This is a genomic window from Parapedobacter sp., from assembly GCF_035556095.1.
Classification (GTDB): Bacteria; Bacteroidota; Bacteroidia; order Sphingobacteriales; family Sphingobacteriaceae; genus Parapedobacter.
Genome location: NZ_DATMFT010000021.1, coordinates 1 through 14,106 on the forward strand (window position 1 = coordinate 1; position 14,106 = coordinate 14,106).

10 protein-coding genes are annotated in these 14,106 nt (G+C 47.5%); all 10 read left to right on the top strand.

Going from position 1 to position 14,106, the window contains the following annotated elements; all coding sequences use genetic code 11:
* Positions 1 to 151 precede the first annotated feature (151 nt).
* The 10 genes from VNQ80_RS10660 to VNQ80_RS10705 all read left to right on the top strand — a co-directional run bounded on the left by VNQ80_RS10660 (position 152) and on the right by VNQ80_RS10705 (position 14,103).
* A complete protein-coding gene (locus tag VNQ80_RS10660; RefSeq protein WP_325638327.1) occupies positions 152 to 1,504 on the top strand; it encodes a Gfo/Idh/MocA family oxidoreductase in 1,353 nt (450 codons plus the stop codon).
* Between the two features lie 10 nt (positions 1,505 to 1,514).
* Complete coding sequence (locus VNQ80_RS10665; protein WP_325638329.1) at positions 1,515 to 2,831, top strand: sugar MFS transporter; 1,317 nt, start codon at positions 1,515 to 1,517, stop codon at positions 2,829 to 2,831.
* A gap of 33 nt (positions 2,832 to 2,864) precedes the next feature.
* Positions 2,865 to 4,097 (top strand): N-acetylglucosamine-6-phosphate deacetylase, encoded by a 1,233-nt coding sequence (nagA, locus tag VNQ80_RS10670; protein WP_325638331.1) that lies wholly within the window; start codon positions 2,865 to 2,867, stop codon positions 4,095 to 4,097.
* Positions 4,098 to 4,104: 7 nt separating this feature from the next.
* On the top strand, positions 4,105 to 4,863 hold the full coding sequence (locus tag VNQ80_RS10675; protein ID WP_325638333.1) for a glucosamine-6-phosphate deaminase: 759 nt from the start codon (positions 4,105 to 4,107) through the stop codon (positions 4,861 to 4,863).
* A gap of 108 nt (positions 4,864 to 4,971) precedes the next feature.
* Positions 4,972 to 6,549, top strand: a complete 1,578-nt coding sequence (locus VNQ80_RS10680; protein WP_325638335.1) for an MFS transporter — start codon at positions 4,972 to 4,974, stop codon at positions 6,547 to 6,549.
* Positions 6,550 to 6,551: 2 nt separating this feature from the next.
* Positions 6,552 to 6,776 carry a DUF6814 family protein gene (locus VNQ80_RS10685; protein ID WP_325638337.1) on the top strand — a complete coding sequence of 75 codons (225 nt, stop codon included), beginning with the start codon at positions 6,552 to 6,554 and terminating at the stop codon, positions 6,774 to 6,776.
* An 81-nt stretch (positions 6,777 to 6,857) separates the two neighbouring features.
* Positions 6,858 to 8,375 carry a bifunctional GNAT family N-acetyltransferase/carbon-nitrogen hydrolase family protein gene (locus VNQ80_RS10690; protein WP_325638339.1) on the top strand — a complete coding sequence of 506 codons (1,518 nt, stop codon included), beginning with the start codon at positions 6,858 to 6,860 and terminating at the stop codon, positions 8,373 to 8,375.
* A gap of 327 nt (positions 8,376 to 8,702) precedes the next feature.
* Positions 8,703 to 9,230, top strand: a complete 528-nt coding sequence (locus tag VNQ80_RS10695; RefSeq protein WP_325638341.1) for an RNA polymerase sigma-70 factor — start codon at positions 8,703 to 8,705, stop codon at positions 9,228 to 9,230.
* A 95-nt stretch (positions 9,231 to 9,325) separates the two neighbouring features.
* Positions 9,326 to 10,486: a FecR family protein gene (locus VNQ80_RS10700; RefSeq protein WP_325638343.1), complete on the top strand. Its 1,161-nt coding sequence runs from the start codon at positions 9,326 to 9,328 to the stop codon at positions 10,484 to 10,486.
* Between the two features lie 203 nt (positions 10,487 to 10,689).
* Positions 10,690 to 14,103, top strand: coding sequence for a TonB-dependent receptor (locus tag VNQ80_RS10705; RefSeq protein ID WP_325638345.1), 3,414 nt, complete (start codon positions 10,690 to 10,692; stop codon positions 14,101 to 14,103).
* The last annotated feature ends 3 nt before the right edge of the window (positions 14,104 to 14,106 follow it).

Below are 14,106 nucleotides of genomic sequence, written 5' to 3' on the forward strand. Positions count from 1 at the left end.
AGCGGAATGACTAAACGGCTTCAGCCATCTTGAATGCCGTTGAAGTCAAACACAAATGAAAAATCATGATAGCTTCATCACCATTAAAACCGCCGAAGGCAGCATGAATGCCTTTAGAAACAAAAAAAGATGAATAAACAAATTTAGATAGATGAAAAAATCAATTGATTCAAGAAGAGACTTTATTAAGAAAGCGGTAGTTGGTGCAACCGCCCTTTCGTTCGGGGGCATCCTGCCATCCTTCAGTGCAAAGAGCTACGCAAATATCGTAGGTGCAAACGAGCGCATACGGGTGGCAATGATGGGCGTTAATGCGCGTGGCTTAGCGTTGGCCCGTAATTTTTCTGCTCAGCGGAACGCAGAGGTTGCTTATGTCTGCGACGTCGACAGCCGTGCAGCCGAAAAGTGCAACAGCGCCGTGGAAGAAAACCAAGGCAAGCGTCCAAAATCGGAGCCCGATATCCGTAAGCTGCTTTCATATAGCGACTTTGATGCACTGGTAGTGGCAGCACCCGACCATTGGCACGCACCGGCGGCCATTTTGGCATCAAAAGCCGGAAAACATGTATACCTCGAAAAGCCGGCCAGCCACAACCCGCATGAAGGGGAGCTGCTCGTGGCTACTCAGCGGAAATATGGAAATGTCATCCAAATGGGCAACCAGCGGCGGTCTTGGCCCAACGTGGCACAGGCAATCCGAGAACTCCACAGCGGTATCATTGGTAAACCTTACTATGCAAAAACATGGTATTCCAATAATCGAACGTCTATTGGGGTGGGTAAGGAAATAGCAGTTCCGTCGTGGTTGGATTACGAACTGTGGCAGGGTCCTGCGCCTCGGCTTCCACTCAAGGATAACGTCATCCATTATAATTGGCACTGGTTCTGGCATTGGGGTACCGGCGAAGCATTGAATAATGGTACCCACATGGTCGACCTCGCCCGATGGGGGTTGCAGGTTGACTATCCGACCAAGGTGACGTCTGCGGGGGGGCGCTACCGCTATCAAGACGATTGGGAAGCTCCCGATACGCAATCCATCAGTTTGGAGTTTGCAGATAGAAGCCTAATCACTTGGGAGGGCCGCAGTTGCAACGGGCAAACAACCGACGGTTCTACCGTAGGCGTGGCTTTCTATGGTGAAAACGGTACCGTTCAAATTGACAGTGGCAATGCGTATAAAGTACTAGACCTGAAAGGCAAGCTCGTGAAAGAGGTGAAGAATGACGTAACCGTGGATGCCCGTAACGTGACCAACCCCTCACAAGCACTGGATGCCATACACATCCAGAATTTCTTCGACGGCATTAAAAATGGTAGCGAGCTAGCTTCGGATATCGAAAGTGGGCATATAAGTACGTTATTGGTGCAACTGGGCAACATCGCCCAGCGCACCGGGGGCACGTTGGATGTAGACCCCTCGAATGGCCATATCCTAAACAACCGGGGAGCACGAAAGCTATGGCGTCGTGAATACGAACGTGGATGGGAACCAACGATTTAAGCGGATTCCAATGACAGCTTCAACTACCAAGGTAAACGTTGCGTCGCTTTCACGGCGGGACACCACGGTTTCCATTGTCATTATCGCAGGGATGTTTTTCATCTTCGGTTTCCTGTCGTGGATCAACGCCATCCTTATCCCGTATTTTAAAATTGCTTGCGAACTCACCCATTTTCAGTCGTACCTCGTCGCATTCGCGTTCTACATCGCGTATTTCGTGATGTCGGTGCCGTCGTCTTACCTGTTGAAGGCCGTCGGTTTCAAAAAGGGGATGATGATTGGCTTTTTTGCGCTGAGCTTGGGAGCGTTTATTTTCGTGCCGGCAGCAATGACCCGTACGTACGAGATTTTCCTCATCGGTTTGTTCACCATCGGTGTCGGATTGGCCATCCTGCAAACGGCTGCTAACCCATACATTACGATTCTCGGCCCGAAGGAACGGGCGGCTCAACGCATTAGCATCATGGGCATCTGCAACAAATTTGCGGGAATCGTGGCGCCGTTGCTTTTTGCGGCAGCCGTACTGCGGCCAACGGACCAGGCGCTGTTTGATAGCTTGGCGTCGATGACCGACGTGGCGCGTTCAGCTGCATTGGATGAGCTCGTCGCACGGGTTATTGTACCTTACAGCGTTGTCGGTGCCGCACTGTTGCTCATCGGGATTGGGGTACGCTATTCGCCACTGCCAGAAATCAACACCGAAGAAGAATCGAAAGAAGTATCGGCAGCCAATCACGGAAAGACGTCGATTTTCCAGTTCCCGCATTTGGTTTTGGGTGCGGTAGCGATTTTTATTCACGTGGGCGCCCAGGTCATCTCCATCGATACGATTATCAACTATGCGGGCTCGATGGGGGTGTCGCTGATCGAGGCTAAGGTTTTTCCTTCCTACACATTGGGAATGGCCATTGTTGGTTATTTTCTCGGTATCTCGGTCATACCGCGCTGGATAAGCCAGAAGAATATGTTGCGTTTGGTCACCATCATGGGGGCCATACTCTCCCTCTTGATTGTATTTGTCCGTGGCGAAGTTAGTGTGTTCGGACACCAAACGGATATTTCCATTTGGTTTATTGTGCTCTTGGGTGTTCCCAATTCGCTCACGTGGGCGGGCATTTGGCCCTTGGCTATCGATGGACTGGGCCGATTTACCAAAGTGGGGGCGTCCTTGTTGATCATGGGGTTATGCGGCAATGCGATATTGCCCGTGGTGTATGGTTATTTCGCGGACACGGCGGGGCTCCGGGAAGCCTACTGGGTGCTGTTGCCGTGCTACCTTTATTTGATTTACTATGCGATGTGGGGCCACAAACTCAGAACGTGGTAAAAGCCATTACTTATTTTTTTACGAAAAATACCGATGTCAAAGAAATACACAAAAATCATAAACGGGCACATCATTACACCTTATCGTACGATAAAAAATGGCGAACTGCTGATCGCTGATGGTAAGGTTGAAGCCGTTAGTAACGGTGAAATAGCGGTTCCCGGAGCAGAAATCATCGATGCGAAAGGCGCGTACGTTTCCCCTGGATTTATCGATATACACGTTCACGGAGGGGGTGGGGCAGACTTCATGGACGACGATGCCCGGGCGTTCCTGAAAGTGGCGGAAACACATGCGCGATTTGGTACCACCGCGATGCTGCCCACCGTGTTGACCAGCACCAAATCCGAAATCATCCGGTCACTGGCAGTGTACGAACAGGCTGCGGCAACCCATGTAGCGGGAGCAAGGTTCTTGGGCGTACATATCGAAGGTCCCTATTTCTCCATGGAACAACGGGGGGCACAAGACCCTCGCTACATCCGCGATCCGGATCCCGCCGAGTATTTGGATATACTGAACAGTTCCTCTTCTATCAAACGCTGGAGCGTCGCACCCGAACGTGATGGCGCTATTCCATTTGGAGATGTCTTGCGCGAACGCGGCATCTTACCGTCTATCGCTCATACGGATGCGTTATATAGCGATGTAATCCAAGCGTTCGAGCATGGCTATTCGCTAGCTACCCATTTGTATTCAGCCATGTCGGGTGTCACCCGGCGAAATGCCTTTCGTTACGGTGGGGTAGTTGAAAGCGCTTATCTTATTGATGAGATGGATGTAGAGATCATCGCAGACGGTAGGCATTTACCCGTCGAGTTACTCCAATTGGTTTATAAGATAAAAGGGCCCGATCGCATCGCGCTGATCACCGATGCCATGCGCGCCGCGGCCATGCCGGAAGGACCGAGCACGTTGGGTAGTTTGACGGACGGTATTGCGGTATTGGTAGAAGATAGCGTAGCGAAACTGCCTGATCGATCAGCTTTCGCCGGCAGTACGGCAACTACAGATCGGCTGGTACGTACGCTGGTAGAAGAAGCGGGCATACCCCTCGTCGATGCCGTGCGGATGATGACCGCAACGCCAGCCCGTATTCTTGGTGCCGACCGTATCATCGGCACGTTGGTTGCCGGCAAAGCGGCTGATATTGTCATCTTTGACGAGCATATAAACATTAAAATGACCATGGTAAAAGGTGAGGTTGTCTATCTTAATGATAAAGATAGCTCAATGATCATTCATAAAAAAGAGGTTGCTAGCTGAACAAAAGATGATGGAAAAGAAAATAGATTCGTTGAATGTCAAGCGTTTTGATAGCCGCACGGCAATGGGTGAAGCAGCCGCACTGGAAGTTGCGGATACGCTGTTAAGCCGCTTAGCTAGGCAGTCCACCGTTAACGTGGTTTTTGCCGCCGCTCCTTCCCAAAATGAGTTTTTAGCGTCGATTGCAAGCCGCAAAGACATCGATTGGACACGGGTAAATGCCTTCCATATGGACGAATATGTAGGCTTGCCGGCCGAAGCTGCACAGCGCTTTGGTAACTTCCTCAAGGACCGCCTGTTCAGTAAGCTACCTTTTCGATCGGTCAATTATTTGAATGGCAATGCTCCGGATGTTGATGGTGAATGTCAGCGCTATGCGAAGCTGTTACTGGAGCATCCGATTGATATCGTCTGTATGGGAATCGGCGAGAACTGTCATATTGCATTCAATGACCCCCATGTTGCCGACTTTCGCGATCCGGCATGGGTAAAAGTAGTCGATTTGGATAAGGCATGCCGGCAACAGCAGGTGAACGATCAGTGCTTTGACGTATTGGCCGACGTCCCAACCCACGCCCTGACCCTAACCGTTCCGGCCCTGATGGCGGCCGATCATGTATGCTGTATGGTGCCGGGGGCAAATAAGGCAGACGCCGTTCGCCATACCTTGCTGGATGAAATAACGCCATTATATCCATCAACTGTGCTTCGGACACATCGCAACGCAACGCTTTATATAGATAAAGAAAGCGCCTCGAAATTATAATTTTTTATCATTCTGTTATCAGGATTGAATAATTGTAATTAATTTAGGCCCGTCACATCCCATTTTTGAAAGAATGGGATATTTTTTGACCAATTATCAAAATTATATATGCAAGAATCTTCCCCTGTCGACTCGGCTACCCACAAAAAGAACCTATGGAAAGTCATCGGCGCATCTTCACTGGGTACACTCATCGAATGGTATGATTTTTATATTTTTGGCAGTTTAGCCATTGTCCTCTCCACGAAATTCTTTCCACCGGATAATCCGACGGCTGCCTTCCTTTCCACCTTAGCTACATTCGCCGCGGGTTTCGTGGTGAGGCCGTTCGGTGCGCTGTTTTTCGGCCGTCTTGGCGATATCATCGGCCGAAAATACACGTTTATGGTGACGTTGCTGGTAATGGGGCTGGCTACGTGCGCTATCGGGTTGGTGCCAGGTTACGAAACCATTGGATTTGCGGCACCTGTTATCGTCCTCGTGCTACGGTTGTTGCAAGGGCTTGCATTGGGGGGCGAATACGGGGGCGCGGCAACTTATGTGGCAGAGTATTCAGAGCCGGGAAAGCGGGGCTACCGTACATCATGGATTCAAACCACCGCAACATTCGGGTTGTTTATCTCGTTGGCAGTTATTATGCTGACGAAGAGCAGCATGTCTGCAGAAGCGTTCGATGATTGGGGGTGGCGGTTGCCGTTTCTGATCTCTTCCCTGATGGTGGTGGTGTCTTATTTCATCCGCCGGAATATGGATGAATCACCATTGTTTAAGAAAGCAAAAAGCGAAGGGAACACTTCCAAAAACCCCTTACGCGAATCTTTTGGCAAGAAGTATAATTTCAAGTTCGTCCTGCTTGCCTTATTTGGTGCCACCATGGGGCAAGGCGTTATTTGGTATACTGGCCAGTTTTATGCACTGTCATTCCTGCAGAGTGTATGTAGGGTGGATTTCGATCAAACCAATTACATCATCGGTGCAGCATTGTTGGCCGGTACCGGCTTCTTTGTATTCTTCGGCTGGTTGTCTGATAAAATAGGTCGAAAACCGATTATGCTAGCGGGTATGTTGTTGGCTATCCTGACCTACCGCCCCATATTTGACCGCATCTATCAATTAACGGATACGGGAAACAAACAGGAATTGGTTGACCAGTATGCCGTGCGGGAGCACATGGAAGTAAATGGGGAAACGGGAGATTCTTTGCGGGTAACCACCATGGAGCGTTTTTACACCGATGGGTCCGTACATACGGCCGTACAGGAGGAAATAAAGGCCGCCGGCCAATCAGAGTTTTCTGCACATACGGCCGCCGGCCACATCCATGTTGGGTCGGGCGTCTTCGCCTCACTGGTATTGCTGGTGTTTGTGTTGGTTTTATACGTCACCATGGTTTATGGACCTATCGCTGCCTTTCTTGTGGAAATGTTTCCCGTCCGGATTCGGTATACGTCGATGTCGTTGCCTTATCACATTGGCAATGGCATTTTTGGTGGATTACTTCCGGCTGTGGCAACTTATTTAGTTGCCAAGGCACAGTTTGCCAATGACGCGGTGTCGGCGGCAGGAGGTGCCTTGGCAAATGAGAAACCTTACCTTGAAGGGCTTTGGTACCCCATTATCATCGCGGGTGTCAGCTTTATCATCGGATTACTCTATCTTAAAAATAAGAACCAAAACGTACAGTAAACATGAATACGATAAAAAAGATATTAGGAGTCGTTTGGATCGTCCTCGGTTTGGCTGCCGGTTATTACTTGATTGTCAGTCAGGCTATACCACAATTCACGAGTCACCGGTCTGAAGATTTGGTGCCCGCTATCATCTATACATTTATTCTTATGCCCATTATCACAGGTGGGCTATGCATATTTGGATGGTATGCGCTTCAGGGTGAGTATGACGAGACCAACTGATCGTATAGTTGACAACAACTTTCGTTAAAACATTTGCAACCGTTAAAAGGATTCGCTAGGTTTAGCTTCAATTTGGGCGGTATGAATATTCAAATCAGAAAGTTGTCATTGAAAGACTATAATGATCTCATCGATTCGATGGATCAGGCTTACGGCGGCGTAGGTGGTTTGTGGACCCGGACGAACATCAAGGATTTGATCGGTCTCTTTCCCGAAGGGCAACTGTGTGTGGAAGTTGATGGGCGCGTAGTGGCTTGTGCCTTAGCCATTGTCATTGATACTACGAAGACGGCTATTACCGATACGTACCGCGAGATCATCGCGGAAGGCACTTTTTCGACGCATAATCCCGAAGGCAACGTGTTATACGGAATCGAGGCCTTTGTGCACCCTGATTATAGGGACTTGCGCTTGGGCAGGCGGCTTTACGATGCCCGCAAGGAGCTGTGTGAACATTGGAATTTGAAAGGCATTTTACTGGGCGGCCGGTTACCTAAATACCATGAATATGCCGACGAATTGACACCGAAACAGTACATTGAGAAAGTTAAACAGAAAGAGGTATACGACCCCGTATTGACATTCCAACTGGCTAACGATTTCCACGTAAAGAAGATATTGAAAAATTACCTCCCGGGAGACACCGAATCCAAGGAATATGCCACGCTGTTGGAATGGAATAATATCTACTACGAACCGAAAACGAAAGCATGGTCGCCCTCTAAACAAACCATCCGATTGGGTTTAGTGCAGTGGCAGATGCGAACGTTTAAGGATGTCCAAGCATTTTACGATCAAGTGGAGTTTTTTGTGGATGCTGTGAGCGGATACGGGGCAGATTTCGCACTCTTCCCGGAATTTTTCAATACACCGTTGATGGAGCCCTACAACCATTTGCCCACTACGGAAGCGATGCGCGAACTCGCGAACATGACCACCGAGATACAACAGCGAATCCAACAACTGGCAGTATCGTACAACGTGAATATCATTGCCGGGACCATGCCCGTGATCGAAGGAGACGGTAAACTATATAATGTTTCATTGCTTTGTCAACGGAATGGAAAAACGGAAGAATACCGAAAAGTACACATCACGCCCAATGAGACCAAGTATTATGGGATGCACGGTGGCGATCAGGTAAAAGTCTTTGATACAGACTGCGGGAAAATTGGGATATTGATTTGTTATGACGTCGAGTTCCCCGAGCTAGGGCGAATTCTCGCCGACCAGGGGATGCAAATTTTATTTGTCCCATTTTTAACCGATACTCAAAATGGCTATGTGCGGGTTAGAAACTGCGCGCAGGCACGCGCTATCGAAAACGAATGCTATGTAGCTATTGCAGGTGCGGTGGGAAATCTACCCAAAGTCAACAACATGGATATCCAGTATGCGCAATCGGCCGTGTTTACCCCTTCAGACTTTGCGTTTCCCACAAATGCCGTCAAAGCGGAAGCCACACCCAATACCGAGATGGTATTGGTAGTGGATGTCGATTTGAATCTATTGAAAGAACTAAATCAGTACGGTACAGTGAAAAACCTACTCGACAGGCGAAAAGATTTATATCGGGTGTCGCTGAATAACCCCGACTAAACGAACAGCCATCCATTCCGCAGCATGCCAATTGTCGTTGTTTCCGTCATAAAAAGCAGGGAATAACCGGAATAACTCGATCCGCTAGACCTAAAGGATTACGCATCATTGTTTTGATATCCGCCGTGTGGCAGGATACAGCAGGATAGTTTTTTGTGCTATTTTAAATACAATTGTCTGGTAAATGCATATGGGTAGAACGCCTGTATGTTAAACTAACCGTAGAAGGTAAACCGCCATTGCGGTCGATACAACTTGTTGGACAAGTCAAGTGAACCAGCTACGCAGGTGAAAACGGGTCTTTTGATATAAACTTAATTTTGAGTCATGTTATCCAGCAAAACGGGAATATCGCACCAGACCTTCGGTGAACTATTTGAACGGCATTATCGAGCAATTTGTTACTTCGTCTTCCAAATAATTCGCAATGAAGAACAGGCTGAAGACATCGCGGCCGAGTGTTTTCAAAAAGTGTGGGCCAATCGGATGAACTTTAGTGAACTGCCATCCATAAAGGCCTTTCTGTATAAAGCCGCCAGAAATGCGGCACTTAATTACCTGAAATCGGCGAAAGTACGGTCAATAGCGCACGACGAAATCCTCTATTTAGCTGAGCATACAGAAGATTTTATATTGGCTAAAATCATGAAAGCACAATTGCTTAATCATATCTACGATAAGGTTGAAGAGTTGCCGGAAAAGGTCAAGGTCGTCTTCAACCTGATTTACCTCGATGGCCTTTCAACAAAAGAAATTTCTGAAAAACTAAACACGTCCGAACAAAATGTTCGCAATGCCAAAACCCGGGCACTTAATTTAATCAAGAAATCGCTGGTACACAAAGATTTTATATAGCGACTAAATCGTTTTTTATCTTTTTGCAAAAAATAAGTTGGATTCGCTGGGTTGAAATTCCGAGTCAGTTGTTATAGTATTGAAACAGATCAAATATGAACCCGGAATCGGAACGAATAGAAGAATTGTTCAGGTTGTTTATCGATGGTAACTTAACCGAGTTACAACGGATCGAATTGCAAGGGTATTTACAGAAATATCCGGAATTGAATGCGTTGTATACGGAGCTTGGAGACGACGATTCTTTTTTAAGTCGAGAGTGGGCTGATTTCGCCGGGTTTGACTGGACAAAGTCGAAAGAAATTCCGGAACGCAAAACTTATTTTTTTCTTTCTTCCACACAGTTGGTTGCTGGCTTAGCATTGTTCTTTGCCGTGTTTGCGGCCGGTTGGTTTTACAAAAACCGCCTGGGAGAAATGGATTCCCTAACCCGGAAGGAGCGGTACAAAAACGATATCAACGCGGGTTCTAATAAAGCCACGGTTACGTTGGCGGACGGCAACTTGCTTTTTCTCGGTGACACATTACTAAGTAAGCGGAACGGAATTCCGGGGGTTGAGCTTTCGGAGGGCCAAATCACCTACTTGTCCGAAAAAGAGCAGAAATCGGCGGGTTTTAATACCGTTCGTACGCCGGCGGGTGGGGAATACCGCGTTGTGTTGCCGGACGGTAGTTCGGCAAAGTTAAATGCGGCGTCGAGTATTCACTTTCCTGTTTTCTTTGGTCGCAAGCAACGTGTAGTAGAAATACAGGGAGAGGTTTACTTCGATGTGGTTTCAGACCAAGCGCGGCCTTTTGTTGTCAAGTTACCGAACCGTGCGCAAATCGAAGTGCTGGGAACATCCTTTAACGTGAAGGCTTATCCCGATGATACGGTCATCAACACCACGTTGGAAAGAGGCAGCGTAAAATTCAAGGCGGGAGAAGATGCCCTGCTGATAAAATCCGGTGAACAGATTCAGCTGACGACGCAAGCAGCAAACCCGGTACTGTTGAAACGAAAGGTGGTATTGAATGCCGAAACTTCTTGGAAAGATGGCTATTTCAACTTTGAAAATGCGGAGTTAGAGACAATCATGAAGGAGGTTGCCCGGTGGTACGATGTGGATGTTGAATACAAAACACAGATTACGGAGCAATTCAGCATACTTATGCTCCCCCGGAGCTTCTCTATTTCCAGGCTGCTGGAGTTGCTGGAACTGACAGGTCACGTCAAATTTATAATCGATGGGAGGAGGATTACCGTTATGACATAAAGCATACCACCAATATAAAGCTGGAGAAGCCACACCGGGGGCAACCGATGTGGCTGATTCGTCCAGTTCAGTAACACCTATAAAGCTTTGCGATGACTTTTAGGTTATGTGTTATATAGCTAAACGAAATCAAAATTATGCAATTTTTTTCTTTTATGGGGAGAAATATAAAGGTATCCCCTGTCACTAGTTTTTTATTGTATTTGAAAATCACCGCTTTTTTTATCGTATTTGCTTCCCTTCAAATCCATGCAAAGGGAGTGGCGCAAACTGTGCGCTTGGACATGTCCAACGGTAGTGTAACGGCGTTGATCAAAGATATACAGCGGCAAACTGGCTACGCCTTTTTGTATAACCGCAACGATATCAAAGAACTCGATGCAATCAATATTTCCATCGAATCCGATAATATCAGCACGGTACTTGCCGAGAGCTTGAAAGATCTTCCCCTCGATTTCCTGGTGAAGGAAGACGAGAAGGTAGTTATTCTAAAAAGAAGCGCCAGTAAAACAAACCGGGAGCGGCTTCTGGCAAGTCTGCGGCAACAACCCACCGTTCAGGGGATTGTCGTCGATACATCCGGTACCCCGCTCGCCGGGGTGACGGTATCGGTGAAAAATCGGACAAGTATAGCAACGGGTACCGACATAAACGGACGGTATGTGTTGGAGGTGCCGGAAGGTGCCGTTCTGGTATTTACGATGGTCGGGTATCAAACCCACGAAGTGAACGTAGGCAACCAGAAAGAAATCGATGTGGTGCTTGAAATGTCGGCTTCCATGCTCGACGACGTTGTGGTGGTCGGCTTCGGTACACAGAAAAAGAGGGAAGTGGTCGGCTCGGTCACGTCCGTTAGTCCCGGCGACTTGAAAGTGCCTTCCAGCAACCTAACCACGGCATTGGCGGGCCAGGCGGCAGGCATTATTGCCTATCAGCGAAGCGGGGAACCGGGACAAGATAACGCGGATTTCTTTGTCCGGGGTATCACGACTTTTGGAACAAACACCAACCCATTGATTTTAATTGACGGTATCGAACTTTCAGCAAACGACCTTGCTCGCCTTCGTCCAGACGACATTCAAAGTTTCTCCATATTGAAAGATGCTACCGCAACAGCTTTATATGGCTCCCGCGGTGCAAACGGGGTGATTTTGGTAACGACTAAGCAGGGTAAAGAAGGTCCGGCCAAATTCTCCTTCCGTTTTGAAAATTCGCTGTCAGCTCCAACGCAAACGGTTGATGTTGCTGATCCCGTGACGTATATGAAAATGCATAACGAAGCGATCCTTACCCGGGATCCAGAGGGAAGTATTCTCTATTCGCAGGAAAAAATCGAAATGACAGAGTTGGGTAGGTTCCCGCTTATTTATCCCGCAAACGACTGGCAAGAAATGTTGTTTAAGGACTATACGATGAATCAGCGTAGCAATGTGAACGTGAGTGGGGGTGGGGGCGTTGCCCGTTACTACGTTGCGGGTTCATTCAATCGCGACAATGGTATCCTTAATGTAGACAAACGCAATAATTTCAACAACAACATTGCCATCAATAATTACGATTTGCGTTCGACGGTAAATATTGATCTGACCAAAACCACGGAATTGATTGTACGTTTGAGTGCCAATTTCGAAGAATACAAAGGTCCATTGCGCGGTGGAGCAGACATGTATAATTTAATGGTACACTCCAATCCGGTGCTGTTCCCAGCGTATTACCCGGCAGACGAAGATTTTCAATATGCGCAACATATTTTGTTTGGTAACTTCAACAACAGCCTAGTCAACCCGTATGCGGAAATGGTTCGCGGTTACAAAGAGAAGTCGCGCTCGCAAATATTGGCTCAGTTGGAATTGAAGCAGGATTTGGATTTCGTTACCCCAGGGCTCACTGGCAGGGGAATGTTAAATATCAGTCGTTTATCACAATTTGCGGTCAACAGGTCATATACTCCGTTTTTTCATGAAGTTGGCAGATATAATAGGCTAACTGGAGATTACAAACTGATAGAAACCATGATTGGTACGGAGTATTTAGGATACGGCGAATTGCCGAATGACAGAGAACAGTATTCCTCGTTCTATTTTGAAGGAAGCTTAAACCATGTCCGTGATTTCGGAAAAAATAACATCAGTAGCATGTTGGTGTTTCAGGCACGCGAGACGTTGACCGCTAACGCGGGGTCGTTACAGCTGTCGCTCCCTTCTAGAAATATAGGTTTGGCGGGACGTGCAACGTATTCTTATGACTCCCGCTATTTCGCCGAATTTAACTTTGGATATAACGGAAGCGAACGTTTTGATAAAAACAATCGTTTCGGGTTTTTCCCATCGGCAGGCGTGGCCTGGCTCGTATCCAACGAAAAGTTCTGGGAAGATATCCAACCCGTTGTTAGCAACCTCAAACTGCGTTATACATACGGTTTAATTGGGAATGATCAGATTGGTAGTGCCGCTGACCGGTTTTTTTATCTTTCCGAAGTGAATATGAATAATGAGGGAAGACGGGCCATCTTCGGGTCAGAATATAATACGGTTTATAACGGAATCACAATCAGCCGATACGCCAATCCATACATATCCTGGGAAAAATCCTATAAGCAAAATTTCGCGCTTGAATTAGGGTTGTGGAATTCACTGAACATCGTTACAGAATATTTTACGGAAAAAAGAGACAATATCCTGATGACGAGGGCGAGTATTCCCAATACGATGGGCTTGACTGCCGAACCGCGCGCAAACGTAGGCGAAGCGTCGGGCAAAGGTGTCGATATGATGTTGGAATACCAGAAAAGCTGGAATAGCAATTTTTGGTCTTCAGCGCGCGCAAATTTCACGTATGCCACCAGCCAGTTTGATGTGTATGAAGAACCGGAATACAACGAGCCTTGGCGCTCAAGAGTAGGTTTGTCGTTAAATCAGGCCACCGGGTATATTGCCGAACGGCTTTTTGTAGACGATGAAGAAGCAGCCAGCTCACCTCCGCAATACGTCGGTACTTCTGAGTATGGCGGTGGGGATATCAAATACCTGGATGTAAACCGCGATGGTAAGATTACCGAGGCGGATAGAGTCCCCTTAGGTCATCCTACGGTTCCTGAAATTGTTTATGGGTTTGGGGTTTCCATGGGATACAAAGGGTTTGATTTTTCGGTACTTTTCCAAGGAGCGGCCCGGCAATCGTTTTGGATCAATGCGCATAGTACAGCTCCATTTATTGCTGAGGCTCAGATTCTTCAAGCTTATGCTGACAGCTATTGGTCTGAGGAAAACCAAAATCTATATGCTACTTGGCCCCGATTGGATACAAGAGTTAACACCAATAATGTCCCGGGGGCCTATACGGATTCAAATGGCCAACAATGGCCTTCAGATCAACGGAATACGTGGTTTATGCGCAATGGCAACTTTCTGCGCGTTAAGCAGATGGAGTTAGGCTATTCGGTACCCGATCGATTAACTGAACGGATAAAAATGAATAGTCTTCGGTTCTATCTCAGCGGGACCAACCTGCTCGTTTTCAGTAAATTTAAAATGTGGGATGTGGAAATGGCCGGTAATGGATTGGGATATCCTAACCAGCGAGTGTTTAACATTGGGTTAAATTTTGCTTTTAACTAGTTA